A 24644-nucleotide genomic window follows, 5' to 3' on the forward strand; every position below is an offset into this window, starting at 1 on the left:
TGGCCATGAACGAGGGACTCTGCCTGTTCGACACCCCCATCGGCCGCTGCGGCATCGCCTGGGGCGAGCGCGGCCTGCTCGCCACGCAGCTGCCGGAAGCCAGCGACCGCCACACGCTGGCACGCCTGCGGCGGCGCCACCCGGCCCTGCAGGAAGCGCTGCCTCCCCCGGCGGTGCAAGCCGCCATCGGCGGCATCGTCGCGCTGCTCGGCGGCGAGCCCCGGGACTTGATGGAGGTCGCGCTGGACCTGGAGGGCCTGCAGGATTTCGCGTTGCGGGTCTATGAGCTGGCCCGCGCGATCCCGCCGGGGCAGACGCGGACCTACGGCGAGCTGGCGACGGCGCTGGGCGATCCGGCCGCGGCGCGGGCGGTGGGCCGGGCGCTGGGCGCCAACCCGTTTCCCATCGTCGTTCCCTGCCACCGCATCCTCGGTGCGGGCGAGTGGAGCGGCGGCTTTTCCGCGCACGGCGGCGTGGAAACCAAGAAGAAGCTGCTGCGCATCGAGGCGGGCGGCAAAGGGCAGCAGGATCTGTTCTGAAAGGCCTGCGGGAGCGGCGCAAGTCGCGATTTTCGCGCAAGAAGATCGCGGCTCGCGTCGCTCCCGCGAGCGCATCGGCCTTGACCCGCATGCCCCGCAGGCGTGTACTGGCCTCCCAGGATTCCCGACCATGACAGCCACGACCGTATTCGAAAGCGCATCGCTGGCGGTGACGGACTACCGCTGCGGTGCCGGCCCGCAGGACCGGCCGTTCACCGAGCTGCACGGCGCCTACTCGGTGTCCTATGTGCGGCGCGGCAGCTTCGGGCTGCACAGCCGCGGCAGCCGCTTCGAGCTGGTGGCCGGTTCGGTGATGATCGGCCGGCCTGGCGACGAGTACCTCTGCACCCACGATCACCATGTCTGCGGCGACGAGTGCCTGTCGTTCCGCCTGTCCGCGGCGCTGGTGGATTCGCTCGGCGGCGGGCTCAAGCCCTGGGGCCAGATCGGCCTGCCGCCGCTGCCGCAGCTGGTGGTGCTGGGCGAACTGGCCCAGGCCGCCGCCGCAGGCGGCAGCGATGTCGGCGTGGACGAGGCGGGCCTGCTGTTCGCCGCGCGTTTCGTCGAGCTGGTGGGCGGATCGCGGCGCAAGCCGCCGGAGGCCGCGCCACGCGACCGCCGGCGCGCCGTCGAGGCGGCGTTGTGGCTGGACGAGAACTCGGCGGGCGAGGTGGACCTGGAGCGGGCCGCGCGCGAGGCCGGCCTGAGCCCGTTCCACTTCCTGCGCCTGTTCGCCAAGGTACTGGGCGTGACGCCGCACCAGTACCTGCTGCGCGCGCGTCTGCGCCGTGCCGCTCGGCTGTTGGCCGAGGAAGAGCGCTCCATCACCGACGTGGCGCTGGACGTGGGTTTCGGCGATCTTTCCAACTTCGTGCGCAGCTTCCACCGCGCCGCCGGCGTCTCGCCCCGCGGCTTCCGCCTGGCGGCGCAGGGCGACCGCAAGATTTTCCAAGAGAAGATCGCCGTCCGTGCCTAGTCTGGTCTCCACCCATCAAGGAGACCACGACATGTACGACCACCTCGGTTTGAGAGTGAGGAACCTGGGCGCCAGCCTGCGCTTCTACGAGGCGGCGCTGGCGCCGCTGGGCCATGGCGTCTGCATGCAGGACGATCATGGCGCCGGCATCGGCCCGGCGGGCGAGCCGGCGCTGTGGCTGCATGCACAGGCCCGCACCGCCGGCTCCGGCGTGCACGTCGCCTTTCGCGCGCCGGACCGCGCGGCGGTGGATCGCTTCCATCGCGACGGCCTCGAGGCGGGCGGACGCGACAACGGCGCGCCGGGCCTGCGCCTGGACTACGGCCCGCATTACTACGCGGCCTTCCTGATCGACCCTGACGGCAACAATGTCGAGGCGCTTTGCCTGAGGGCCGGGTCATGACGCAGCAGGCCACCACGCTGCCCGGCTGCGAGTACCTCTTCACGCTGCACAGCCCCACCGGCGGCCTGCCGCAGGCCATCGATGCCTCGCTGACGATCTACCAGGCCGGCCCCGGCGGCTGGGCGCGTGGCCCCAGGCTGGAGGCGCAGATCCTCGCGCCGACCGGCGACTGGCTGCGCGCCATGCCCGGCGGCAGCCTGCGCGTGGATGCGCGCATGACGCTGCAGGCCAGCGACGGGGCGCTGATCCACGCCAGCTACGGCGGCGTCATCGGCATTGCGCCGGAGAACTTCGCGCGCATGGGCGGCGGGGGCACGCTGACGGCGCAGGAGATGTATTTCTTCACCACGCCCTGCTTCCAGACCGCGCACCCGGAGTACGCCTGGCTCAACCGGGTGCAGGCGGTCGGCCGGGCGGTGGAACTGAAGGGCGGGCCGGAGGGCTACGTGCGCTACGAGGTGTTCGCGCTGCGCTGATCCGGGCGGATCGGTTAGGCTGGCTGCATGAGAACACCCGTCACGCTGTTCCTGCTGGCCGCCAACATCGCCATCTTCGTGCTGCAGACGCAGGCGCCGGACGGCCTGATCCCACGCTATGCGCTATGGCCGCTAGGCGAGGGCTTCCAGCCCTGGCAGGTGCTCAGCAGCGCCTTCCTGCACGGCAGCCTGCTGCACCTGGGCGTGAACATGCTGGGCATCTGGACCTTCGGCCGCGAGCTGGAATCCGCGATGGGCTCGCTGCGCTACCTGTGGCTCTATGCGGTGAGCGTGCTCGCGGCGGCGGCGACGCAGCTGGTCGCGGTGAGCTTCGGCGATCCGGTGCCCACGGTCGGGGCCTCGGGTGGCCTGTTCGGCCTGCTGGCGGCCTATGCGATCCTGTTCCCGCACCGCAAGCTGATCCTGCTGTTCCCGCCGATCCCGCTGCCGGCGCCACTGTTCGTGCTGCTCTACGCCGCCTTCGAACTGTACGCGGGCGTCACCGGCACGCTGTCCGGCGTGGCGCACTTCGCGCACCTGGGCGGTCTGGTCGGCGGGCTGCTGGTGCTGCGCGGTCGCCGCCGGCGGCTCAGGTCACGATGACCTTGCTGCGCTCCAGCCGCGTCGAGACGATCTTCCAGCCCTCGGGCCCGAGCCGGTAGCGGTCGTGGTACCAGCCCCAGCCGTTCAGCGTGGCGAACGGCAGGCGCGCCAGGCCCGCGTCCTGCACCCAGATGCGGTCGTTCATCGGCCAGCGCGCCTGTGCCTCGGTGTCGGACAGCAGCTCGATCTCCGGCATGAAGCCCATGTGCATGGTGATGCTGCCCTGCAGCATGTAGACCGTGTTCTCGGCGAAGGCATCGGGGTCGCGGCGGTGGAATGCCGGGTCGCGCGTAGGCGATTCCGAGCGGAAGTCGGTCTCGGCGCCGTCGGCGAAGACCGAGCGCAGCAGCGCGGCATCCTTGCTGTCCACGCCGCGGAAGTAGCGCGCCTTCAGCGCCTTGATCTCCTCCAGGGCGAGCAGCCTTTGCAGTTCCGTCATGCGGGCTCCGATGCCAGGGCTTGGCTTGGGCAGGTGGGGCCACCATGCCAGCCGGCCCGGCGGCGCGCGTAGTCCGGATGCCGTAGGGGCCGGACTGTCGCCGGCCGCCGATGCGAGCTGACCTAGCCCCGGCGGTATAGCGTTGCGGGGGCGGTCCTTTGTAGGTCTACAGGGGAGAACGGGCATGCTCAAGTACTTCCGCCACATCACGCAATACATGAACGCGATGGCGCAGCTGCTGGCGGCGGGCCTGCCCGCCGCGGCGGTGATGGAGGCCTTCAAGGGGCCGCTGATCGTGCACCGCCCGCCGGCGGCGGCCTGAGGCCGGATGCTCAGGCGTCTTCGCGGCTTTCGCGGAAGCTGCTGGGGCTGATGCCGCTGTCGCGCTTGAAGGCGCGGGTGAAGTTGGCCACGTCGCGGTAGCCGAGCTGGTAGGCGATCTGCGTGACGCTGAGCTCGCCGCCACGCAGCAGCGCGCAGGCCTTCTCGTGGCGCACGCGCTTGGAAATCTCCAGGAAGCGGCTGCCCTCCCGTCCCAGCTGCCGGTCCAGGCTGCGCACCGATTGGTTGACCAGGCGGGCGAGGTCCGCCAGGGAGGGCATGCCCTCCTGCGACTCGCGCAGCATCATCGTGACCCACTCCGTCATCAGGCCCGATTGGGTGGCGTTGCGCAGCAACTGCTCGCAGCGGCCTTCCGCCATCTTGAGCGCATTGGCGTCGGCCATCGGCAGGTTCTGCGCCACCGTGCCGATGTCCAGCACCATCCGCGCCCCGGGCAGGGGCTCGGAACCGAAATGGAAGCGGGCCGGGCGCAGTTCGCGGTACCGCGTGACGTTGCCGGGCTCGGCATAGGAGACGTGGATGTCGTAGCCCGTCAGCGCGGGACCGGCGAGCCCCTTCACCTGCTCGTGGGTGCTGACCACCACCACCTCCAGCATGAACTGCAGCGCGGCAGGCGACAGGTTCACGACAGGCTGGAAGCGCAGCTCGGCCTGCTCGCGGCCGCGGACGTACTGCATCCGGAAGGTCGGGGTGATCAGCCGGTAGTAGCGCGCGGCGAGCTGCGCGGCGTAGTCGATCGTGGGGCTGGTCAGGATGCCGTAGCCGAGGATTTCGTGGCTGCTGGGCTTGATCCCGCGGCCCATCTCGAAGCTGAGATCGCTCCTGCCGGTCACGCGATGGACCTCGGCGACCAGGCTTTCCAGCTGCGGAACCGTGATCGTGGCATCGGGCCCATGGATCTGCGTGGGCCAGATGCCGGCGGCATGAAGGATGGCGTCCACGTCGAAGCCGCGATCCTTGAGCAGGTCGCAGAGCGTCGCGAAGTAGCGTGCCGGCATCCGCGTGACGGCGGCGGTCATGGCTGGCCATCCATGACAGCATCTTGGCAGAAAATGACAAGAGGCAGGAAGGCCCCCTGCCGATGATGGCGCCTCGATTTCCCCAATGGGTGGAGCGCCTCATGAAATTCGACCGGTTCGATCTCGCGGAGCTGCAGGGCTTTCGCGCCACGCAAAGACTCGCCTACGACTGTGTGCAGGCCGTCGAGGCGCAACTGCGCCCCGGCATGACGGAACTCGAAGCCTGTGCGCTGATGAAGAGCTACCTGACGGAGCGGGGCATCGACCAGATGTTCCACGAGCCCTTCGCCTGGTTCGGCGACCGAACCGCATTCCGCGACATCCTCCGCGACCAGGACTTCCTGCCGAGCGACCGCCGCCTGGAGAAGGGCATGCCGGTGATCCTGGACATCGCGCCCATCCGCGAGGGCTACACCGCCGACATCGGGTTTTCCACCAGCCTCGGCGGCAACGAGGAAGTGGACCGGCTGCAGCAGGTGCTGATGGAGGCGCGCGACTTCATCCTGCAATCGGTGCGCGCGCGCAAGACCTTCCGCCAGATCTACCGCGAACTGGACGGCCTGTTGGCCTCGCATGGCCTGCTGAATGTCCACCGCGCCTATCCCGAGCGCGTGCTGGCGCACCGGGTGTTCCGCTACGAGCATTCGCGCGCGCAGCAGTTCCTGCAGCGCTTTCGCGTGATGGGTTTCGGCCTGCCGAGCTATGTCTACGTGCTGGGCAAGTCGGCGCTGGCCCGGCTGGCGCCGCGCTGGTTCGAGTCGCCGCTGTGGAACGACGGGCCGGAATCCGACCATGCGCCCTCGCCGGGACTGTGGGCGGTGGAGCCGCACCTGGCCACGCCCAACTACCGCGTCGGTGCCAAGTGGGAGGAGATCCTGGTGGTAACGGCCGACGATGCCTACTGGCTCGACGAAGAGGTGCCGCATTGCCTGCTGGCACGCCGCAAGGGCTGGTGGCCCGCGGCAAAGGCCGCGCCGCGTGCCCGCAATCGTGAAGGAGCGCCGGCATGAAGAGATTCGAGAGGCGCGTCGTGCTGGTGACCGGCGCGGGCAGCGGCATCGGCCGTGCCACCGCGCAGGCCTTCGCGGCGCGTGGTGCGCTGGTCATCGCCGCCGGCCTCGGCGAAAGCGGGCTGGCGGAGACGCAGGCGTCGATCGTCCGGGCCGGCGGTCGCTGCGAAACCCACCCGGCCGACGTCTCCGACGAGAGCGCCATGCATGCCCTGGCGAAGGCCGTGCATCAGCGCCATGACGCCGTGGACGTGCTGGTCAACAACGCCGGCATCGGCGCCGCGGGGCGCTTCCTCGGCACCACGCCGGCGACCTGGGACCGGGTCTGGGCGGTCAATGTCCGCGGCGTGATGCTGGGCTGCAAGCTGTTCCTGCCGGCGATGATCGCCCGGCGCCAGGGGCATGTCGTCAACATCGCCTCCATGGCGGGCTACTTCGCTTCGCCGGAAATGCCGGTGTACGCCGCGTCGAAATCCGCGGTCATCGGCTTCTCCGAATCGTTGCGCGCGGACCTGGCGGACAAGGGGGTCGGCGTCAGCGCCATCTGTCCGGGCATCGTGAACACCAACATCATCGCCACCACCACGGCCGAGGGCAGCGCGGCGCCCTGGCAGGCCGGTGCCGTGGACTTCTACCGCAGGCGCAACTATCCACCCTCCCGGGTGGCCCAGGCCATCGTGCAGGCGGTGGAAGACAACGCGGCGCTGGTGCCGGTCACGCCGGAGGCCTGGATCGGCTACCACCTCAAGCGCCTGGTCCCCGGTGCGGCCCGCGCGCTCGCCGCACGGCCGCTGCCCTTCATGAAAACGCCGTGATCGCGCGACCGAACGATACCCGCCGAGCCCTGACATGACCCAGAAGATTCCCGCCATCGATGCGGCCTTCCTGCACATGGAAAGCCACGACACCCCCATGCACGTCGCCGGGCTGCAGATTTTCTCGCTCCCGGCCGGCGCGGGTCCGGACTACCTGCGCCGCCTGGTGGCGGAACTGAAGGCTCCGCGCGAGCTGTCGGCGCCCTGGAACCTGCGGCTTCGGCCGTCGGCGCTGTCGCGCCTGACCCCGGCCTGGGAAGAGGATCACGACGTGGACCTGGACTACCACGTGCGGCATCTGGCCCTGCCGCAACCCGGCGGCGAGCGCGAGCTGGGCGTGCTGGTATCGCGCCTGCACAGCCACCGCCTCAACCGTCGCCGCCCGCTGTGGGAATGCCACGTCATCGAGGGGCTGGAGAACCACCGCTTCGCCCTCTACACCAAGATCCACCACGCACTGGTGGACGGTGTCACCACCATGCGCCTGCTGATGCAGGCGCTGGCGGAGAATCCGCACGGCCCCCTCGTGCCGCCCTGGGCTGCGCAGGCGCGAATGCCGCCACCCGCGCCCACTGCGCCCAGAGCCCTGCAACGGCGGGCCGCCACTGCTGCTGGGGCCCTGCAGGGGCTGGCGCGCATGGCGGGGCAAGCCGGCCGCGAGGCGGGCTCGCTGGTCGCGCCCTACGCCGCCCCGCGCTCGCCGCTCAACGGCCGCGTCACCGGGCAGCGACGCCTGGCAACGCAGCAGTTCGAGATGGCGCGCATCAAGCGCCTGGCGCGCGCCGCCGAGGCGACGCTCAATGACGTGGTGCTGGCCCTGTGCAGCGCGGCCCTGCGTCGCTTCCTCAAGGACGCCAACACGCTGCCGGCCCAGCCGCTGGTGGCGGCGATTCCGGTGAGCATGCGGCCCCCGGGCGACGCGACCGACGGCAACGCCGTGAGCCTGATGCTCGCGCGCCTGGGCACCGACATCGCCGATCCGGCCGCCAGGCTGGCGGCGATCCGCGAAGGCACGCAGCGCGCCAAGGATCACCTGCGCACGATGACGACGGACGCTCAGGCCCTGTACAGCAGCCTGTTCGCCGCGCCATTCGCGCTGCAGACGCTGGCAGGCCTGACGGGCCGCACGCGGCCGTTCTTCAACGTCACGGTATCCAACGTGCCGGGACCGGCCGGTCGGCTGTTCCTGGGCGATGCCCGGCTGGAGGCGATGTACCCGGTATCGATCGCCGCCCATGGCCAGGCGCTCAACATCACCTGCACCAGCTATGCCGGAAGCCTCAACTTCGGCCTGCTCGGCTGCCGCGACAGCCTGCCGCACCTGCAGCGCCTGGCCGTGTACATGGCCGACGCCATGGCCGAGCTCGAGGAGCAGTTCGGCCTGCCCGCGGATATCCCCCGCGCCGCCGCCTGAGGAAGAAAGCATGAATCCCGATGACGCCCGACCAAGGAGAACCCTCATGATGATGTACGAAACCGTGAACACCGGCCTGATCGACGTCGAATCCCTGCCCTGGGTGCCGTTCACGCCCTACAGCCCGGACGTGCTGCTCAAGTACATCAAGCTGGATCCGGTGCGCGGCGAGATGGTCGTGCTGCTCAAGGCGCCGGGCGGCATGCAGATGCCGCGCCATCACCATACCGGCACGGTGATCGTCTACACGCTCAGCGGGCAGTGGAAGTACCGCGAGCACGACTGGGTGGCCACGCCGGGCAGCGTGGTGTACGAGACCGCGTCCACCGAGCACACGCCGGTGGCGATGCCGGAGGGCGGCGAGGTCCTGGCGCTCAACATCATCGTCGGCGAACTGGTCTACCTGGACCAGGAGGATCGCGTCATCGCCATCGAGAACTGGAAGACCTCGATGCAGCGCTACCTGGCCTACTGCCAGGCCAATGGCATCGAGCCGCAGGACCTGACGGCCTTCAGCGGCTGAGCGCCTTCAGTCCTCGTGCAGCGCGTCGAAGCGCTGCGCGAGGAAGTCCAGCAGCGCGCGCACCGACGGCAGCAGTCCGCGCTTCGACGGGTATACCGCGTGGATGACGTGCTTCTTCGGCGCCCAGCCGGGCAGCACCTGCGCGAGCCGGCCGGCGCGGATTTCGTCGATCACCACCAGCGTCGGCAACTGCACGATGCCGACGCCGGCGATGGCGGCGGTGCGCAGGGCGACCATGTCGTCGGTGACCAGGCGCGGGTGGTGATGGATGGCGGCCTCGCTGCCGTCGGGGCCGATCAGGCGCCAGACGTGGCCGGGCTTCGCGGGGCCCAGGTCCAGCGTCGGCAAGCGGTGCAGTTCGGGCGGTGCCGCCACCGGCCCCTGGCGCTGCAGCAGCATGGGGCTCGCCACCAGGCACTGGCTGCGCTGCGCCAGTATCTTCAACACCAGGTCGCTGTCCTCCAGCGGCGGATAGCGCACGCGGATGGCGACGTCGAAGCCTTCGGCGATCACGTCGACGCGGCGGTTGGTCGCTTCCACGTGCAGCTCCACGCGCGGGTTCTGCAGCATGAAATCGGCCAGCATCGTACCCACGCGCGTATGCAGCAGGGCCACCGGGCAGCTCAGGCGCACCACGCCGCAGGGGTCCGAGCGCGTCATCGCCACGGAATCCTGCGCCGCCTCCGCCTCCACCAGCATGGCCTTGCAGTGCGCGTAGTAGGTCTGCCCGATCTCGGTCACCGAGAAGCGCCGCGAGGAGCGCTGGATCAGGCGCACGCCGAGCCGGTCCTCGAGCAGCGCGATGCGCCGGCTGAGCTTGGACTTGGGTTGGCCCAGGGCCCGGCCAGCCGGCGCGAAGCCGCCGTGATCCACCACCTGGGCATAGAAATAGAGATCGTTCAGGTCCTGCATTGCCCGCTCATCGTTCCGACAATGGAACGCTGAGTATAGAAATCGCCGTCTACCGGGGCCAGCGTCCCGAATCTACCTTGTCCGTCATCGGAAAGGGCCTCGCCGAGGCCCCGAAAGCGGAGAAAGGTCATGAAGAAGATCCTTGGCGTCTACAGCACCCCGGGCCGGCACTGGGTCGGCGACGGCTTTCCGGTGCGCTCGCTGTTCTCCTACCAGAGCCATGGCGAGCAGCTGAGCCCCTTCCTGCTGCTGGATTACGCCGGCCCGGCGCCGTTCGCGCCCACCGCGCACCGCCGCGGCGTCGGCGAGCACCCGCACCGCGGTTTCGAGACCGTGACCATCGTCTACCAGGGCGAGCTGGAGCACCGCGATTCCACCGGTGCCGGCGGCCGTATCGGCCCCGGCGACGTTCAGTGGATGACCGCCGGGTCCGGAATCCTGCACGAGGAGTTCCATTCCGAGGCCTTTGCCAGCAGCGGCGGCACGCTGGAGATGGTGCAGCTCTGGGTCAACCTGCCAGCCAGGGACAAGATGACCGCGCCCGGCTACCAGACCCTGCTGGACCGCGACATCCCGGCGGTGGAGCTGCCCGAGGGCGCCGGCCGCGTCCGCGTGATCGCCGGTGCGTACGGCGACCGCAAGGGACCGGCGCGGACCTTCAGCCCGATGGACGTCTGGGACCTGCGCCTGAACGCCCGCGGCATCGTCCGCCTGCCGGTGGCCGCCGGCCGCACGCTGGCCCTGGTGGTGCTGCGCGGCACCGTCGAGGTCAACGGCGCGGAGATCGCCCGCGAAGGCCAGCTGGTGGTGCTGGACCGTGAAGGCGCCGACCTGCTGCTGGAGGCCAACAACGACGCTTCGCTGCTGCTGCTCAGCGGCGAGCCGCTGAACGAGCCGATCCGCGGCTACGGCCCCTTCGTGATGAACACGGAAGGCCAGATCGCCGAGGCGATCGAGGACTTCAACAGCGGCAACTTCGGAAAGATCGCGCCGGCGACGGCGTAACCCCGGCCCTGGGACCGATGCGGTCCCGGGGCCTTCTTTGTCATCGCTTCATCCCAAACCCAGGAGTCACTCCATGAGCAAACCCTACGTCCGCCTCGACAAGAACAACGCCGCCGTGCTGCTGGTGGACCACCAGGCCGGCCTGCTGTCGCTGGTGCGCGACATCGATCCCGACAAGTTCAAGAACAACGTGCTGGCGCTGGCCGACCTCGCCAGGTACTTCAAGCTGCCGACCATCCTGACCACCAGCTTCGAGACCGGCCCGAACGGCCCGCTGGTGCCGGAACTGAAGCAGATGTTCCCGGACGCGCCCTACATCGCCCGCCCCGGCAACATCAATGCCTGGGACAACGAGGACTTCGTCAAGGCGGTGAAGGCCACCGGCAAGAAGCAACTGATCATCGCCGGCGTAGTGACCGAGGTCTGCGTGGCCTTCCCCGCGCTGTCGGCGCTGGAAGAGGGCTACGAGGTGTTCGTGGTCACCGACGCCTCGGGCACCTTCAACGAGATCACGCGCCACTCCGCCTGGGATCGCATGTCGCAGGCCGGCGCGCAGCTGATGACCTGGTTCGGCACGGCCTGCGAGCTGCACCGCGACTGGCGCAACGACATCCCGGGCCTGGCCGCGCTGTTCTCGGCGCACATCCCCGACTACCGCAACCTCATCACCAGCTACGACGCGCTGACGGCGAAATCGTAAGCACATCGACCGGCGGCGCCCGCGCGGGCGCCGCCGCAGGCCGTGGTGCGGAACCAGGAGGCGCTGGACTCGCTGCGCAAGTAAGGCGGTGACGCCGATGGCCGGGGCGGACCGCATCAGCTCCGGCCGCTCCTATACTCCGCGCCGCTACCGACCACGGGGGAGCCCGGCATGGTCGAGGATTCGGAGATGAAGTACCTGCGCCGCTGCGTGGAGCTGGCGGAGGAGGCGCTGGAGGCCGGCGACCAGCCCTTCGGGTCGGTGCTGGTCGCGGCGGACGGACGCACCCTGTTCGAGGACCGCAACCGCGTAGGGGGTGGCGACCATACCCGCCACCCGGAGCTCGAGATTGCGCGCTGGGCCGCGGCGAACCTGAGCCCCGACGCCAGGAAGCGGGCCACGGTCTACACCTCCACCGAGCATTGCCCGATGTGCGCCGCGGCGCATGGCTGGGTGGGGCTGGGGCGCATCGTCTACATCAGCTCCGCCGGACAGCTCGGGCAGTGGCTGGGCGCATGGGGCGTGCCGGAAGCTCCCATCCGCTTCCTGCGCATTGGCGAGCTGGTGCCGGGGCTGGCAGTGGAAGGGCCCGTGCCGGAACTGGTAGGGCCGCTGCGGGAATTGCATCGCCGTTTTCATGGAGCCGCCTGAGGCGGCGAATGGGGGCACGTGGCTGAGCGCGCATTCGCCCGGCGCCTGGCGTGGAAAATGCCCGACGCTGCGGCGGCCGTAGGGGAGATTTATCCTTGCGACGCCGCCGAGCCTGTCCGTATAAGATCGGTGGGGGGATCCAGGGAGGGGAAACCATGGCCATGCTGTTCGCCATCGCCACGGTCGTTGCTGCCGCGCTTCTGGTCGCGCTGCTCTGGCGCGAGATCGGCGGCATCCGCGACGAGTTCTTTCAGAAAGTGCGCAGCCGCTTGCTGCAGCGGTTGGGCATCGTGGCCACCGCGGCGAGCATCGCGGCCGCGGGCGTGATCGCCACGCAGGCCGTGCTGCTGGATCGACAGGCGGCCAGCCATCGTGCGGCGGAGGCCGAACTCGCCGGACTCAAGCTGGACCTCGCCCGACTGCAGCGCCTCGCGCTGCGTGCCGCCCGCACCGCGCACAAGCCGGCACAGGACCTTGCGCAGGCGACGGCGGAGCCGGCGGCTCCCAGGCGCGCGCCGCATGCCTATGTCGCCGCCAGCAGCGCGGTGGTGCGCAACAGTCCCGGCCAGCACAGGCTCTTCACCCTCCAGCGCGGGACCGAGGTGAAGCTGCTGGGCGATGCGCAGGAGATCGACGGCCGCGCCTGGCAGGAGATCGCCATCGGCGACGGCCGCCAGGGCTGGATCGCGGCCTCGCTGCTGGAGCCGGCGACCTAGGATCCGCCGCCGTTGCCGACGGCGGCGGGCCGGTGCGGCGACAGGACTTCCGCGCTTGAAGTATTTAGCTAGGACTCCTATTTTAGTAGGCATGGCTACCAGCAGCGACCAGCGGCGACAGGCAGCGGCGGGGCTGGACCAGCTCGCCTCGCTGGTCCGCGCGCAGTCCTGGCGCAAGGACCTGCCGCCCACGCAGGCGGCGGTGCTGCGCGTGCTGGAAAGCGTTTCCGCCGGCCAGCGGGCACGGCAGCTGGCGGAGCGCCTGGGCATTTCGGCTGCCAGCCTCAGCGACTCGCTGAAGGCGCTGGAGGCCAAGGGCTGGATCGAGCGCCTGCCGGACCCGGCGGATGGGCGCGCGGCCATCATCCGCCTGAGCGCCCAGGGCAAGGCCCTGGCGCAGGAGCTGCTGGGCGGTGAGGGCGGCATGGCGGCCCTGCTCAAGCGCCTGGGTGCCGAGGACCTGGGGGCGCTGCTGCGCATCACGCAGCTGCTGGTGTTCGAGGCGCAGCAGCAGGGCCTGGCCAGCGGGCCGCGCACCTGCCTGGGCTGCCGCTTCTTCCAGCCCCATGCCAGCGGTGACCGCGACAAGCCGCACTTCTGCGGCTTCATCCGGAAGCCCTTCGGCGATCCCGAGCTGCGCGTGGACTGCGCGGAGCAGGAAGCGGGAACCAGGCAGCAGCTCGCCGCGAACGCGCGGCGCTTCAGGCAGGCGATGCCCGCCTGAGCGGAGGGCAGCCGCGGGTCATTTGCGCCACGGCAGGTCCATCACCGTTCCATCCGGCAGGCTCACCGTGCGCCCATCGGCAGCGCCGCGGCAAACTCGCTTTCGGCCGGCGAAGAGTCGATGCCGTTCTTTGCGGCCGCAGCGCCGGAGGCCACCGCGCCGCCGTATAATTCGATGATTCATAACGCCTTCGATCCGCCCCTGCCAGGGAACCTTTTCCCGCGCCCATTCGTGTATATAACGTATGGTCTCCCTGATCCCCTTCCCGGGCCGAGCTGCCGCCGCCGGGCGTTTTGAGCGCCTGTTGCGGCCTCAGCTATCGGGGATGTACCGGCTGGCCTATCACCTGACGGGCTCCCGCGACGATGCCGAGGACCTGGTGCAGGAGGTCTGCACTCGCCTCTACCCGCGCCTGGAGGAACTCGAGAAGATCGAGGTCCTGGGGCCCTGGCTGGCCCGGGTGGTCTACAACCAGTTCGTCGACCAGCGGCGCCGGCGCGACAACAGTCCGGTGGAATGCGTCGGCGAACTGCCCGAACAGGCCTCGGAACTGCCGGGCCCCGAAGAACTCACGGACTCCCAGCTGCAGCAGGAGCACATCCTGCAGGCGCTGTTCCGGCTGTCCGACGAGCACCGTGCCCTGATCGCCTGGCACGACATCGAGGGTTATACGCTGGAAGAGCTGGCCGGCCGCGAGGGCCTGGCGATCGGCACGCTCAAGTCCCGGTTGCATCGCGCCCGGGCGCATCTGCGAAAGCTGCTGGGGGAACCATTTTCCCCTGCCATCCGTGTAAGGGAAACAGGAGACTGACGTGGACTGTTCCGACTTCCGCTCGCAACTCGACGAATATCTGGACGGCCGGCTGGTGGCCGGCCACGAGGCCTGCGTGCGCCACCTGGAGGGTTGCCCGGATTGCAGGAGTCGCGTCGCGTCGGAACGGCGCCTGCGCGAGGCACTGAGGCAACTGCCTACCCCGATGCCGCGGGGCTCATTCGAAGACCGAGTGTTGCGAACCGCCATGCGGGCGGCACCCAGCCCGCGACGCGGAGCCTGGGTCCGCTATGCCGCTGCGGCGGCACTGCTGCTGGCGGTGGCGGGCGGGATTCTCTCGTTGCGGATGCCGCCGCAGGCGGAGGCGACGCTGGCCACCGTGCCGGCGGGCGGCCACGCCGAGCCTCGTACCGTACGCCTGGTGCTCACCGCGCCGCGCGCCCTGCCGGGTGCGCAAATACGCCTGGAGTTGCCCGACCACAGCGAGTTCGCGGCCTACAAGGGACAGCGCGTACTGGAGTGGACCGCCGATCTTGTCGAGGGCCCGAACCTGCTGGAAGTGACCATCCATGGCCCGGGCAAGGGCGTGGCGCTGGCCACGGTCAGCTACCGCGGTTCGCAGCGGACACTGCCGCTCCCGCTGGAATCCACCGCGCAGACCCGTACCCGAAACGAGCCCGAACTTTCCTCGGAGTACCAGCATGCCTAGCTATAAGAATCCGCGAGCCCTGCCGGCTGCCGTTGTCCTCGCGGCGGCGCTTGCCGCCTGCGGTGGGGGCGGCGGCAGTGGCGATACAGGGACGGTCAATCTTGGAGTGACCGACGCGCCGGTCGATTCCGCGACCGCCGTGGTCGTGGAGTTCTCCGGGGTGGAGGCCAAGCCGCAGGGCGGTCGCGCGCTTTCCTTCGATTTCCCAGCGCCGCGCCAGATCGATCTGCTGGCGCTGCAGGGCGGCGATAGCGCCTTGCTGCTGGAGGGCGTGGTGCTGCCCGCCGGCCCCTACGAGTGGCTGCGCCTCAAGGTCAATGCCGGGCGGGAGGCGTCGGACTCCTACATCGACCTGGATGACGGCAGCCGCCATGCGCTGTTCATTCCCAGCGGCAACCAGAGCGGCCTGAAGCTCAATGGCGGCTTCACCGTGGCAGCCGACACCACCAGCAATTTCACCATCGACTTCGACCTGCGCAAGTCGGTGCACAACCCCGCGGGCCTGGATGGGGACTACATCCTGAGGCCTTCGCTGCGCATCGTGGACGACAGCAAGGTGGGGACCCTGGCCGGCACGGTCGGCGCGGAAAGCCTCGCCGCCGAGAACTGCACCCCGGCGGTCTATGTCTATAGCGGTGCGGGCGTCACGCCCGATGACGAAGGTTCTGCTGCCGCTCCGCTGAGTAGTGCTTCACTGACCCTCGATGCCGAGAGCGGTGACTACCGCTACGTCGTGGCGTACCTGCCGGTCGGCAGCTATACCGTGGCCTTCACCTGCGACGCGGCCGATGATGATCCGGCGACCGAGGATGTGCTGGCCTTCTCCGCACCGGCGGATGCCGTGATCGTCGCGGGCCAGACCACGACCGTCGATTTTCCCTGAAGCCCGGGTTTGGATTGACATACAGTCTGCCCTGAGTTGAAGCTAAGGAGTGTCCGTGCGCAAGATCATGTTCGCCCTCGCCATCGCAGCCGGCCACTTGGCCAGCGCGGTGGCGCGTGCCGAAGATCCACTCGAAGGCCTCGAGATGGATGTGATCGAGCCCGGCGAAACCCCGACCGGAGGAATGTTCCGCATCGCCCTGCCGGGCGCATCGAGCCCCCATTCCGGCAAGGACGGGCAGGGGCAGTCGGCCTCTGCCCCGGGCCGCGAGCGCGGCAACGGCAACGGCCTCGGCAACAGCTTTGGCCAGGACACAGCCGAGCAGGCGCGCAGCCAGCACGGCAATTCCGGCCGCGGAGGCGGCAAGGGCCCAGGCAACAACAACGGCCAAGGCCCCGGAAACAACAACGGCCAGGGGCCAGGCAACAACAATGGACAAGGGCCAGGCAACAACAACGGCCAGGGCCCGGGCAATAACAACGGCCAAGGCCCCGGAAACAACAACGGCCAGGGGCCAGGCAACAACAATGGACAAGGGCCAGGCAACAACAACGGCCAGGGTCCGGGCAATAACAACGGCCAAGGCCCCGGAAACAGCAACGGCCAGGGTCCGGGAAGCAACAATGGACAAGGTTCGGGCTCGAACAATGGCAACGGCAACGCCAAAAGTCAGGCCCCCATTGGCGGCAATGACAAGCGGGGTGCGCGGCGCTAATCTCGGCGCATGACAGTGTCAGCCCAGGAACGAGACTTCCCAAGCCAGCCTGCATTTCCACCTGTCGGCTGGTTTTTTTTGCGCCCTGTGCTGCTGGCGCTCGCCCTGCTGGGCAGCATTCCGGCGCGCGCGGGTGCGCCCGAGGACTATGCGGCCGGCGTGAAGGCCTACCGCGCCGGCGAAACCGAAGAGGCCCTGCGGCTGTTCCAGGGTGCCTTCGCCGCCGGCCTGGCGACGCCCACGCTGCGTTTCAATATCGCTCTTTGCCAGTACCGCCTGCGCCGCTATGCCGAGGCGCAGGAGCAGTTCCTGAGCCTGACCCGCGACGAGGACTTCAGGGCTGCGGCCGAGTATCACCTGGGCCTCATTGCCTTCCAGCAGGGCCGCAGCGACGACGCCCTGCAGCACCTCAACACGGCGCAGGCCCTCGACCCGATCCTGGAGGATCGAGTCGACCTGGCGCGCGCGCGCATCACCGGCCGGCCGGAATCGCCGACCACGTCCTGGTACCTTCGCGCCATGGGGGGCTACGACAGCAATGTGGAACTCGTACCGGATGACGAGGCCCTGGGCCTGTCGCCGCGTGCCGACGGCTTCTCGGAGGCGCTGGGCAGTATCGAGCACCGGCGCGGCGCCTGGCGCTATGGCGGTTCGCTATACCAGCGCAGCTACTTCCAGCTCGATGACAGCAACCAGCTTGGCCTCCAGCTGAACGCCTCTCGCAATTTCATTGCCGGACGCTGGGCCTTCGAGCTCGGCGGCGGCGGTTCCGCCGTGCGCCTGGGCGGCGAGCGTCTGCAGGAACTTGCCGGCCTGCAGTTCAGCGGCCTGTACCGCGGCAGCGGGACGTGGCAGCCGCGCATCGGCCTGGGCGTGGATCATGTCACGGCCCCCGAGCGCTTCGATTACCTGGAAGGCTGGCGTGCGCGGCTGGAGCTCTCCGCCATCGCCAGCCGCTTCTTCGCCAGCTATGCGCTGGAGTACAACGACCGCGAAGATGAGGCGTTAGGCGACGAGTTCTTCAGCCAGTCGCCAGTGCGCCATGGCTTGTACGCCGCCTGGCAGCCCACCTGGTTTGCCCCGGTGGAGACCGAGATCGTTGCCGAGTTGCGCTACAGCCGCTATGCCGACGAAGACCTCTACCAGGATGGTACGGAGCTGCGCAGCGAACGCCGCGAGGAAATGCTGGCGGGGCTCGGGCTCTACCTGCGGTTCCCCTATACGCTGGGACTGAGGCCGCGCCTGGGAATCTTCGCCTCCAGCAATCGCAGCAGCATCGAAGCCCTGGAGTACGAGAAGCTGGAGCTTACCGGGGGCTTCGAGTACTTCTGACCCGGTGTCGGCAGCACCGACTGCCCCAGCCTGAGTGCCGGCGATCCGCAGGCCCATGGTCCGGCTGTGTCCTGCCCTCCCAGGGCCGAAGCGGGCCCTGCACCCCGACGCCCGGCACCCCCCCCCGCTGAATCCGGGGCCCGCCATGCCCGGCGCAGCCTCCGCGGGGCGCTCCTAGCCCAGGATTCTTCGCCGCCGATGCCGCAGCCGGTCCACCGGGGCTTCCCACTGGGCTGACCGGAGCCTCCGGACGTTCGCCGTGGCCCCCTACCCGGTTCGCCCCCGTGCCCTGGCTCCGCTCTCCGTTTGCCGCCCCATGCGAGCAGCCGATGGAACCTTTTTCCCTTTCCGTTCGTGTAGCTGGATACGGGCAAAAGCCTCAAGGGCTTTCATCCGGGGGCTCTGTCGACCGGGTTGGCGCGCGCAAAGCGTTCGGGTCCGGTGGACAGATGGGGGGATTGCAAGCTTATTTTCTGTAGAGTGATTAAAAATATCAGGACAAATACCGTTCTCATGAAAAATGAGGGCGAAAGTACTTACTTTGTCCGTATTTAAAGCCTAGTCAGCTGCATAAGAATTGCTCTCATTGCGACAAGAAAGGAAAGCATGGTCTAAGGCTTTAAAGACCGGGAACGCCCGCCAGTGGCGAGTTCATGGAACTGCTAAAACGATAATACTTCTCATCATCCAGCAAACCGAAAATTAAGTCGCGATACTTCAACGGTATTCGTTATCTTTCCAGATGAAAGGCACTGGAAATGTGATTAAATGGATGGCGGCTGACTGTCAGGATCGGTGGATCGGGGGCTAGACTCTGCCGACCTGGGTAAAGCAGCAGGGATGTGGGGGTAAACCTGGCTTTGGGGGAAGGCATGCGGCGGCGCATCTTGGGCGTGACACTGATCGAACTGGTGGTGGTCGTGGCCATCATCGGCATCCTGGCGGCCATCGCCTTGCCCAGTTACCAGAGCTTCGTCATTCGCGGCCGGCGAGCAGAAGCCAAGACCGAGATCATGGAAATCGCCAACCGGGAGCAGCAATTCCTGCTGGCACATCGCGCCTATGCTTCCAAGGCGGAGATCGAGGGCAGCGGGTACGCCCTGCCCAGCACACTGACCCCGTACTACAGCTACAGCATTACGGTGGGGTCCACGGGAGCGCCATCCTTCCTGATCACCTTCACCCCGAGCGGCGCCCAGGCATCGGACGGGCCGCTGACCTTGAATCACCAGGGCATCAAGACCCCGGCGGACAAATGGAAGAAGTGAAGGCCTCTCCTCTGCGTCAGTCCGGCACCACCATGATCGAGGTCCTGGTGACGCTCATCATCGTGTCGATCGGACTGCTGGGCCTGGCGCAGCTGCAGTCCAAGATGCAGCTGTCGGACATGGAGGCCTACCAGCGGGCGCAGGCGCTGATGCTGGTGAAGGACATGGCCAGCAGCATCGCGGCCAACCGGAAGGCGGCGGCCAGCTATGTCACGACAGCCCCGCTAGGGGCGGGCATGACGTGCCCGGTCCCATCGGCGATTCCCACTCGGCAGGAGCGCGATCGCGCTCAGTGGTGCCGCTTCCTGCAGGGCGTTGCAGAGCGACAGAACACAACGGATCGGGGAGCCATGATCGGCGCACGTGGCTGCGTTACGGCCCTCGGAGGAGATGCCTACCTGGTGACGGTTGCATGGCAGGGGCTGCTCCCCATTGCCGCGCCTCCCGCAGGGGTCGCCTGCGGTGCCGGACAATACAACGACGGTGCGGCCTGCACCAGCGATCGCTGTCGCCGTGTGGAAACCATGGTCGTGCGGCTCGGCACATTGATTTGAGTGTGCGACCAGGCACGGCTCGCGCGATGGGCGCTCTCATGAAAAAAGCAAAAAAAATTTCGGGCTTCACCATAGTCGAGCTCATGGTGAGCATGGCGATATCGCTTGTGATCCTGGGGGCTCTCGTCTCGCTGTTCGTCAGCACCTCGCGCGTGAGCAGCGAGATGGCCAAGGTCAGCGGCCTGATCGAGAACGGGCGATTCGCAGTCCAGATCATCGAAAGCGACCTCGTGCATGCCGGGTACTGGGGAGGATATGTTCCTCAATTCGACGATCTCGGTTCAGTCGGGGTTCCCAATGACGTGCCCACCGCCGTGCCGAACCCTTGCACGACCTACGCCAATTGGGACCGGAACTTCCGGATCAACCTGATGGGAATTCCAGTGCAGGCCTGGGGGGCCACCATGCCCAGCGGAGCCGGCTGTGCTGCGTTTCCCGCGAAACGGGCCGGCACCGACACCCTGCTGGTGCGGCATGCCGATATGTGCATCGCTGGTTCGGCCAATTGCCCGCAAGTAGCAGGGCGTCTCTACTTCCAGAGCCCATTGTGCGACACCCAGCGAAACGCGGCAGCGCTCCAGCAAGTCGCCTCGGTGGATGCCGCTTTCAATCCCAACAACATCGTGTTCACCCCCGCAAGCTCGAGCAGCACCGATGATGCCTACGTCGGCATGATGCTGCGGACCTCCGGCGGCACGGGGGCCGGGCAGTACCGGTTGATAACGGACTACGACGGCAGCAGCCGCACCGCCGCCATCAGTCCGAACTGGAGTCCAGCGCCCAGCGTGGACATCTACTCGAACCCCACGACCTACTCGTTCGAATATCTCCTGCGCCCCGCAGCTTCGGCGACGGAAGTGTTTCCGCTACGCCAGGGAAATTGCCTCACGGCAGCACCGATGCGGCGCTACATATCGAACATCTACTACGTCACGGATGCCAGCCATCCGGACCGGCCGGGAGAGACCATTCCCACCCTGGTCCGCTCCCAGTTCGACGGAAGTTCGGGGGCCGTACAGCAGGCACCGGAAATGCTGGTCGAGGGCATCGAGCAGTTCCGAATCGAGTTAGGCATCGATGACACGATGACGCGTTGTTCGCCCGCGACGGCGGTCAACTACGGGGCCGCCCGCAGCAATGTCGAGCCTTCAACCTGCACCTCGAACGCGGGCAACAGCTACGCCAACACGCTGCCGATCAATCGGGGCGACGGCGCTCCGGACCGGTACAAGCGCTGTACCGACGCGAATCCCTGTACGGCACAGGAACTGGCCAATACGGTCAGTGTCCGCATCTACGTGCTGGCACGCAGCCGCGACCAGACCCCCGCCTACACCGACGCGAAGTCGTACTGCCTCGGTGAGCTCTCGGGTGCCGGCACCTGTCCGGCGGAAAGCCTCGTGCCTGCCGCCAACGACCACTATACGAGGCATGTATTTGCCAGCACGGTGCGGCTTGTCAACGTCTCCGCGCGCAGGGAAACGCCATGATCCGATCGTCGAAATCCGCGCAGCGGGGTGCCGTGCTGGCCGTGGGCCTGATCATGCTGGTCATGATCACGCTCGTCATCGTGGGCTCGTTCTCCATGAGCTCGGTGAATGTCAAGGCCGTGGGCAACATGCAGACCCGCGACGAGGCGATTGCGGCAACGAACGAAGCGATCGAAAGGCTCATCAGTTCGACGACGGATGGTTCGGGCACCACGGTGGACTTCACGACCAACCCCATCGCGCAGGGCTACAACATCGATATCGACAACGACGGCACCTCCGACTATCAGGTGAACTTCGCCGCGCCAGCCTGCCTGACCGCCGCGCAGGTGGCGGCGACCAATCCGCCGCCCAGCAGCATCATCCTGGGCGACTCCTTCAATGTCGTCGCTGCAAATTACTTCCGCTCCGTATGGGAGCTTGTCGCAACCGCGACCGACCTGCGCAACAGCGGGGTCTCGGTGCGAATACACCAGGGCGTGGTCGTACTGATCAACCAGGCGCGTCGCACCGCGTCCTGCCCCTAACCGACGGGAATCTGTCATGAATGCACGCATTCTGAAGACTGTAGTGACTATCGCCCTGGCTTGTGTGCCGTGGGTGTCCTCGGCCGAGGACATCGACCTGTTTACCGGAGCCACGCCCCCGAGCGGAGCCAACCTTCCCAACGTCTTGTTTGTCGTGGACAACACCGCAAACTGGACACAGCCGTTCACGAACGAAATGTCGGCCCTGGCGCAGACATTCGCCGGAATGCCGGAGAACAAGTTCCGCGTCGGCATCATGTTCGCGACGGAGACCGGCGGGTTCGACAACAATGTCGGCGGTGGCTACGTCCGTGCGGCGGTGCGCACCATGGACAACGCCAACAAGCTCAAGTACCAGACCTTGATCAATGCTCTCGATGTCGGCTACGACAAGGGCAATGCCGGCTTTTCGGGCGTGCAGATGGCCGAGGTGTACCGTTACTTCAGCGGCGGCGCGCCTTATGCGGGAAACCAGAAGGCGAAAACCGACTATACCGGCAATGCCTGTTACGAATGCCAGAAGCAGATGACGGCAGCCCAAAAGTCCGCCAATGCAGCGGTCTATGCCCTGAGCGGCAATGCCCTGAACTCGAAGAACGCCACGGCCTACAACTCTCCCGTTCCGACCGCCAACTGTGCTCCCAGAAACTACATCATCTACATCAGCAATGGTCCCAATCAGGAGGCGGCAGCGCAGGACGCCATCGCGAACAACATGCTGACGCAGGCCGGGGGAGCGACGAGCATGATCCCGCTTTCCCCGAACGGTTCGCAGGAAAACCCGGCGGACGAATGGGCACGCTTCATGAAGCAAAGCCCTCTTGGGGTAACCACATTCACCATCGACGTCGATCCGGTGACCAATGGCCAGGGGCCGGGCTGGACGGCCCTGCTCAAGAGCATGGCCAACGTCAGCGGCGGCAAGTACACCGCGGTAAGTTCCGGCGCCGGCTCCAGCGCGATCGTCGATGCGATCAACGACATCCTCTCGCAAATCCAGTCTGTGAATACTGTTTTCGCGTCGGTCAGCCTGCCTGTCAGCGTGAACACGCAGGGCAGCTACCTGAACCAGGTCTATGTCGGCATGTTCCGTCCGGATGGCAATGCCCTGCCCCGGTGGACCGGCAACCTGAAGCAATACAAGCTGCAATTGGATGGAGACCAGTTGCGACTGGTCGATGCTACCGGTTCGCGGGCGGTGAATACGTCCACGGGCTTCATTACCGAGTGCGCCCGCTCCTACTGGACCCCCAGCACCATCGACGCCTACTGGACCTTCAAGCCACTGGGTAATTGCATTGCTCCTGCGGGTCAACCCGTCGATTACTACAAAAATTCCAACAGTCCCGACGGCAACGTGGTGGAGAAGGGCGGACAGGCTTATGTCCTGCGCCAGGCAAGTCCCACGGCGCGTCAGCTCAAGACCTGCAGCAGCGCCTTCTCGTCTTGCCAGACCACGCTGACGAACTTCGATACGGCCAACTCGGCGCTCACGAGTTCGGACCTGTCGGCGACCGTCGCCTCTCCTCGCGATGCCCTCATCAACTGGGCGCGCGGCAATGATGTACAGGATGAGAACACCAACGCCAACTACACCGAAGCGCGACCCTCGGTGCATGGCGACGTCGTGCATTCACGGCCTGTCGCCGTGAACTTCGGCACTGACGCCTTGCCCAAGATCAGCGTGTTCTACGGCGGCAACGACGGAATACTGCGATCCATCAACGGCAACCGCAGCGGGTCCATCGGCTCGGTGCCGGCCGGCGGCGAGATGTGGGGCTTCCTGCCTCCCGAGTCCTACCGGCTCATCCGGCGCAATTACGAGAACACGGAGCAGATCAGCTATCCGGGCATCACCGGCGCGCCGAAGGCCTATGGCCCCGATGGTCCGGTGTCCAGCTATGCCGACGGCAGCAATCGCTGGATCTACGCGACGATGCGGCGTGGCGGCCGGGTCCTGTACTCGTTCAACGTCGGTTCCTCGAACCAGGCCGATGTCACGTTGAAATGGAAGCGCGGTTGTCCCAACCTGACCAACGACAGCGGCTGCGATACCAGCGACACTTCATGGAGCCGCATCGGACAGACCTGGGCCGCCCCGGTGGTGGCAAAGGTCGCGGGCTATGGCAACGGCAGCTCCCCGGTTCTCTTCCTGAGCGGCGGATACGATACCTGCGAGGATGCCGATCCGCGGGCCTGCAGTTCGAGCCGGAAGGGCAACATCGTCTATGTCCTGAATGCCGACACCGGGTCGGTGCTGACCACGTTCAACACGGCGGCAGGCGTGATCGCCGACGTGGCGGTTGTCCCCGATGCGGTTACCGGCCTGGCCACCTACGCGTACGTGGCCGACCTTGAAGGCAATATCTACCGGATCAACATGGGGACGCAGGCGCCCTCGGCCTGGACGATCATCAAGATTGCCTCCCTGGGCTGCAGCACGGCGGCCAGTTCCTGCACCGCGGGGCGCAAGTTCATGTTCACACCGGACGTCGTGCGCAGCGGCGACGAATTCATCCTGCTGCTGGGCTCCGGCGATCGCGAGAAGCCCTTGCTGCAGTACAGCAGCGCGGCGTCTGTCGAGAATTACTTCTTCATGCTGCGCGACAAGCCCACGGATGCCAATTGGCTGGCGAACGAGCCCAGCAGCTGCAATGGAACGATCTGCCTCGGCTCGCTGATATCGATCCCAAGCGGGTCGACTACCGCGCCTACGCCTGCCCAGCTGGCGAGCAAGAAGGGCTGGTACCTGGGCCTGCGTGCGACCGAGCAAGTGGTTACGGCGTCCCTGACCATCTTCGGCACGGTCAGCTTCAGCACCCACCAGCCTCAGCAGCCCAGTGCCAATGCCTGCACGAGCGCGCTGGGTACTACGCGCCTGTACAGCCTGTCCTACAAGGACGGTTCACCGGGGCAGGGCCAAACCGAGCGCTCTGCTGTGCTGCCGCCTGTTGGGTTGCCGCCGTCCCCGGTGGCCGGCATCGTCAAGCTGGATGACGGGCGCCTGGAAGCCTTCTGCATCGGCTGCGACAAGGACTCTCCGCTGGAGGCCAAGCGGCCGCCGTTGCCGTCCCTCTCCCTGCCGCGTGAACCTCGGCGACGGCTCTTCTGGTACATCGAATGAGGA

The 24644-nt window shown here is 67.4% G+C and carries 28 protein-coding genes; 25 read left to right on the top strand and 3 right to left on the bottom strand.

The features are described from left to right. Positions 1 to 5 precede the first annotated feature (5 nt). The 5 genes from C3942_RS05700 to C3942_RS05720 all read left to right on the top strand — a co-directional run bounded on the left by C3942_RS05700 (position 6) and on the right by C3942_RS05720 (position 2997). Entirely contained in the window at positions 6 to 539 is a 534-nt protein-coding gene (locus C3942_RS05700) for a methylated-DNA--[protein]-cysteine S-methyltransferase (protein ID WP_104229395.1), read from the top strand. Positions 540 to 669: 130 nt separating this feature from the next. Then, positions 670 to 1515 (top strand): helix-turn-helix transcriptional regulator, encoded by an 846-nt coding sequence (locus C3942_RS05705; RefSeq protein ID WP_104229396.1) that lies wholly within the window; start codon positions 670 to 672, stop codon positions 1513 to 1515. A gap of 31 nt (positions 1516 to 1546) precedes the next feature. Continuing rightward, entirely contained in the window at positions 1547 to 1918 is a 372-nt protein-coding gene (locus tag C3942_RS05710; protein WP_104229397.1) for a VOC family protein, read from the top strand. Continuing rightward, the gene (locus C3942_RS05715; RefSeq protein WP_104229398.1) at positions 1915 to 2394 is read left to right on the top strand and encodes a DUF3237 domain-containing protein; all 480 of its coding nucleotides are present in this window, start codon (positions 1915 to 1917) and stop codon (positions 2392 to 2394) included. Before C3942_RS05710 ends, C3942_RS05715 begins: the two co-directional genes overlap by 4 nt. A 27-nt stretch (positions 2395 to 2421) precedes the next feature. Then, on the top strand, positions 2422 to 2997 hold the full coding sequence (locus tag C3942_RS05720) for a rhomboid family intramembrane serine protease (protein WP_104229399.1): 576 nt from the start codon (positions 2422 to 2424) through the stop codon (positions 2995 to 2997). Here C3942_RS05720 and C3942_RS05725 read toward each other — a convergent pair. Further along, on the bottom strand, positions 2984 to 3436 hold the full coding sequence (locus C3942_RS05725; protein ID WP_104229400.1) for a nuclear transport factor 2 family protein: 453 nt from the start codon (positions 3434 to 3436) through the stop codon (positions 2984 to 2986). The two genes, C3942_RS05720 and C3942_RS05725, sit on opposite strands and share 14 nt — an antisense overlap. A gap of 184 nt (positions 3437 to 3620) precedes the next feature. Between C3942_RS05725 and C3942_RS22205 the strand changes: the two genes are divergently transcribed. After that, entirely contained in the window at positions 3621 to 3758 is a 138-nt protein-coding gene (locus C3942_RS22205; protein WP_165797335.1) for a hypothetical protein, read from the top strand. 10 nt (positions 3759 to 3768) lie between these two features. Here the strand turns inward: C3942_RS22205 and C3942_RS05730 are convergent, their stop codons facing one another. Continuing rightward, positions 3769 to 4797: an AraC family transcriptional regulator gene (locus C3942_RS05730; protein WP_104229401.1), complete on the bottom strand. Its 1029-nt coding sequence runs from the start codon at positions 4795 to 4797 to the stop codon at positions 3769 to 3771. A gap of 101 nt (positions 4798 to 4898) precedes the next feature. Here C3942_RS05730 and C3942_RS05735 point away from each other — a divergent pair, with 101 nt between their 5' ends. The 4 genes from C3942_RS05735 to C3942_RS05750 are packed head-to-tail and all read left to right on the top strand — an operon-like array spanning position 4899 to position 8559. Next, positions 4899 to 5807: a M24 family metallopeptidase gene (locus tag C3942_RS05735; RefSeq protein ID WP_104229402.1), complete on the top strand. Its 909-nt coding sequence runs from the start codon at positions 4899 to 4901 to the stop codon at positions 5805 to 5807. Next, positions 5804 to 6622, top strand: a complete 819-nt coding sequence (locus C3942_RS05740; protein WP_104229403.1) for an SDR family NAD(P)-dependent oxidoreductase — start codon at positions 5804 to 5806, stop codon at positions 6620 to 6622. Before C3942_RS05735 ends, C3942_RS05740 begins: the two co-directional genes overlap by 4 nt. A 34-nt stretch (positions 6623 to 6656) precedes the next feature. After that, on the top strand, positions 6657 to 8036 hold the full coding sequence (locus C3942_RS05745) for a WS/DGAT/MGAT family O-acyltransferase (RefSeq protein ID WP_104229404.1): 1380 nt from the start codon (positions 6657 to 6659) through the stop codon (positions 8034 to 8036). Positions 8037 to 8085: 49 nt separating this feature from the next. After that, positions 8086 to 8559 (top strand): 2,4'-dihydroxyacetophenone dioxygenase family protein, encoded by a 474-nt coding sequence (locus tag C3942_RS05750; RefSeq protein ID WP_104229543.1) that lies wholly within the window; start codon positions 8086 to 8088, stop codon positions 8557 to 8559. A gap of 6 nt (positions 8560 to 8565) precedes the next feature. Here the strand turns inward: C3942_RS05750 and C3942_RS05755 are convergent, their stop codons facing one another. Further along, complete coding sequence (locus C3942_RS05755) at positions 8566 to 9471, bottom strand: LysR family transcriptional regulator (RefSeq protein WP_104229405.1); 906 nt, start codon at positions 9469 to 9471, stop codon at positions 8566 to 8568. A 129-nt stretch (positions 9472 to 9600) separates the two neighbouring features. Between C3942_RS05755 and C3942_RS05760 the strand changes: the two genes are divergently transcribed. From C3942_RS05760 to C3942_RS05825, 15 genes are all read left to right on the top strand, one after another. After that, complete coding sequence (locus C3942_RS05760; protein WP_104229406.1) at positions 9601 to 10476, top strand: pirin family protein; 876 nt, start codon at positions 9601 to 9603, stop codon at positions 10474 to 10476. Between the two features lie 73 nt (positions 10477 to 10549). Beyond that, positions 10550 to 11176, top strand: coding sequence for an isochorismate family cysteine hydrolase YcaC (ycaC, locus tag C3942_RS05765; protein WP_104229407.1), 627 nt, complete (start codon positions 10550 to 10552; stop codon positions 11174 to 11176). A gap of 171 nt (positions 11177 to 11347) precedes the next feature. After that, positions 11348 to 11827 carry a nucleoside deaminase gene (locus tag C3942_RS05770; RefSeq protein ID WP_104229408.1) on the top strand — a complete coding sequence of 160 codons (480 nt, stop codon included), beginning with the start codon at positions 11348 to 11350 and terminating at the stop codon, positions 11825 to 11827. 155 nt (positions 11828 to 11982) lie between these two features. Beyond that, positions 11983 to 12543 (top strand): SH3 domain-containing protein, encoded by a 561-nt coding sequence (locus tag C3942_RS05775; RefSeq protein WP_104229409.1) that lies wholly within the window; start codon positions 11983 to 11985, stop codon positions 12541 to 12543. Between the two features lie 91 nt (positions 12544 to 12634). Then, on the top strand, positions 12635 to 13267 hold the full coding sequence (locus tag C3942_RS05780; RefSeq protein ID WP_165797336.1) for a MarR family winged helix-turn-helix transcriptional regulator: 633 nt from the start codon (positions 12635 to 12637) through the stop codon (positions 13265 to 13267). Positions 13268 to 13571: 304 nt separating this feature from the next. Continuing rightward, positions 13572 to 14078, top strand: a complete 507-nt coding sequence (locus C3942_RS05785; protein WP_207765983.1) for an RNA polymerase sigma factor — start codon at positions 13572 to 13574, stop codon at positions 14076 to 14078. Position 14079: 1 nt separating this feature from the next. Continuing rightward, positions 14080 to 14748, top strand: a complete 669-nt coding sequence (locus C3942_RS22210) for an anti-sigma factor family protein (protein ID WP_165797337.1) — start codon at positions 14080 to 14082, stop codon at positions 14746 to 14748. Then, on the top strand, positions 14741 to 15631 hold the full coding sequence (locus C3942_RS05790) for a DUF4382 domain-containing protein (RefSeq protein ID WP_165797338.1): 891 nt from the start codon (positions 14741 to 14743) through the stop codon (positions 15629 to 15631). The genes C3942_RS22210 and C3942_RS05790 overlap by 8 nt, the downstream gene beginning before the upstream one ends. Positions 15632 to 15686: 55 nt before the next feature. Further along, a complete protein-coding gene (locus tag C3942_RS05795; RefSeq protein ID WP_104229413.1) occupies positions 15687 to 16346 on the top strand; it encodes a hypothetical protein in 660 nt (219 codons plus the stop codon). 87 nt (positions 16347 to 16433) lie between these two features. After that, positions 16434 to 17678 (top strand): tetratricopeptide repeat protein, encoded by a 1245-nt coding sequence (locus C3942_RS05800; protein ID WP_104229414.1) that lies wholly within the window; start codon positions 16434 to 16436, stop codon positions 17676 to 17678. An 872-nt stretch (positions 17679 to 18550) separates the two neighbouring features. Beyond that, complete coding sequence (locus tag C3942_RS22815) at positions 18551 to 18946, top strand: type IV pilin protein (protein ID WP_104229415.1); 396 nt, start codon at positions 18551 to 18553, stop codon at positions 18944 to 18946. Continuing rightward, entirely contained in the window at positions 18934 to 19500 is a 567-nt protein-coding gene (gene pilV / locus C3942_RS05810; protein WP_114409711.1) for a type IV pilus modification protein PilV, read from the top strand. Before C3942_RS22815 ends, pilV begins: the two co-directional genes overlap by 13 nt. Before the next feature lie 38 nt (positions 19501 to 19538). Next, the gene (locus C3942_RS05815) at positions 19539 to 20990 is read left to right on the top strand and encodes a PilW family protein (RefSeq protein WP_165797340.1); all 1452 of its coding nucleotides are present in this window, start codon (positions 19539 to 19541) and stop codon (positions 20988 to 20990) included. Further along, a complete protein-coding gene (locus C3942_RS05820; RefSeq protein WP_104229417.1) occupies positions 20987 to 21517 on the top strand; it encodes a pilus assembly PilX family protein in 531 nt (176 codons plus the stop codon). The genes C3942_RS05815 and C3942_RS05820 overlap by 4 nt, the downstream gene beginning before the upstream one ends. Before the next feature lie 16 nt (positions 21518 to 21533). Then, positions 21534 to 24641: a pilus assembly protein gene (locus C3942_RS05825; RefSeq protein WP_104229418.1), complete on the top strand. Its 3108-nt coding sequence runs from the start codon at positions 21534 to 21536 to the stop codon at positions 24639 to 24641. Positions 24642 to 24644 lie beyond the last annotated feature (3 nt).

Origin of the sequence: Solimonas fluminis (assembly GCF_002930645.1) — a bacterium.
Taxonomy (GTDB): Bacteria; Pseudomonadota; Gammaproteobacteria; order Nevskiales; family Nevskiaceae; genus Solimonas_A; species Solimonas_A fluminis.

Excerpts from the sequence above, each read along its gene's own strand:
- C3942_RS05700 (WP_104229395.1), top strand. The coding sequence starts at position 6 with ATGAACGAGGGACTCTGCCTGTTCGACACCCCCATCGGCCGCTGCGGC.
- C3942_RS05705 (WP_104229396.1), top strand. The coding sequence starts at position 670 with ATGACAGCCACGACCGTATTCGAAAGCGCATCGCTGGCGGTGACGGAC.
- C3942_RS05710 (WP_104229397.1), top strand. The coding sequence starts at position 1,547 with ATGTACGACCACCTCGGTTTGAGAGTGAGGAACCTGGGCGCCAGCCTG.
- C3942_RS05715 (WP_104229398.1), top strand. The coding sequence starts at position 1,915 with ATGACGCAGCAGGCCACCACGCTGCCCGGCTGCGAGTACCTCTTCACG.
- C3942_RS05720 (WP_104229399.1), top strand. The coding sequence starts at position 2,422 with ATGAGAACACCCGTCACGCTGTTCCTGCTGGCCGCCAACATCGCCATC.
- C3942_RS05725 (WP_104229400.1), bottom strand. The coding sequence starts at position 3,436 with ATGACGGAACTGCAAAGGCTGCTCGCCCTGGAGGAGATCAAGGCGCTG.
- C3942_RS22205 (WP_165797335.1), top strand. The coding sequence starts at position 3,621 with ATGCTCAAGTACTTCCGCCACATCACGCAATACATGAACGCGATGGCG.
- C3942_RS05730 (WP_104229401.1), bottom strand. The coding sequence starts at position 4,797 with ATGACCGCCGCCGTCACGCGGATGCCGGCACGCTACTTCGCGACGCTC.
- C3942_RS05735 (WP_104229402.1), top strand. The coding sequence starts at position 4,899 with ATGAAATTCGACCGGTTCGATCTCGCGGAGCTGCAGGGCTTTCGCGCC.
- C3942_RS05740 (WP_104229403.1), top strand. The coding sequence starts at position 5,804 with ATGAAGAGATTCGAGAGGCGCGTCGTGCTGGTGACCGGCGCGGGCAGC.
- C3942_RS05745 (WP_104229404.1), top strand. The coding sequence starts at position 6,657 with ATGACCCAGAAGATTCCCGCCATCGATGCGGCCTTCCTGCACATGGAA.
- C3942_RS05750 (WP_104229543.1), top strand. The coding sequence starts at position 8,086 with ATGATGTACGAAACCGTGAACACCGGCCTGATCGACGTCGAATCCCTG.
- C3942_RS05755 (WP_104229405.1), bottom strand. The coding sequence starts at position 9,471 with ATGCAGGACCTGAACGATCTCTATTTCTATGCCCAGGTGGTGGATCAC.
- C3942_RS05760 (WP_104229406.1), top strand. The coding sequence starts at position 9,601 with ATGAAGAAGATCCTTGGCGTCTACAGCACCCCGGGCCGGCACTGGGTC.
- ycaC (WP_104229407.1), top strand. The coding sequence starts at position 10,550 with ATGAGCAAACCCTACGTCCGCCTCGACAAGAACAACGCCGCCGTGCTG.
- C3942_RS05770 (WP_104229408.1), top strand. The coding sequence starts at position 11,348 with ATGGTCGAGGATTCGGAGATGAAGTACCTGCGCCGCTGCGTGGAGCTG.
- C3942_RS05775 (WP_104229409.1), top strand. The coding sequence starts at position 11,983 with ATGGCCATGCTGTTCGCCATCGCCACGGTCGTTGCTGCCGCGCTTCTG.
- C3942_RS05780 (WP_165797336.1), top strand. The coding sequence starts at position 12,635 with ATGGCTACCAGCAGCGACCAGCGGCGACAGGCAGCGGCGGGGCTGGAC.
- C3942_RS05790 (WP_165797338.1), top strand. The coding sequence starts at position 14,741 with ATGCCTAGCTATAAGAATCCGCGAGCCCTGCCGGCTGCCGTTGTCCTC.
- C3942_RS22815 (WP_104229415.1), top strand. The coding sequence starts at position 18,551 with ATGCGGCGGCGCATCTTGGGCGTGACACTGATCGAACTGGTGGTGGTC.
- pilV (WP_114409711.1), top strand. The coding sequence starts at position 18,934 with ATGGAAGAAGTGAAGGCCTCTCCTCTGCGTCAGTCCGGCACCACCATG.
- C3942_RS05815 (WP_165797340.1), top strand. The coding sequence starts at position 19,539 with ATGAAAAAAGCAAAAAAAATTTCGGGCTTCACCATAGTCGAGCTCATG.
- C3942_RS05820 (WP_104229417.1), top strand. The coding sequence starts at position 20,987 with ATGATCCGATCGTCGAAATCCGCGCAGCGGGGTGCCGTGCTGGCCGTG.
- C3942_RS05825 (WP_104229418.1), top strand. The coding sequence starts at position 21,534 with ATGAATGCACGCATTCTGAAGACTGTAGTGACTATCGCCCTGGCTTGT.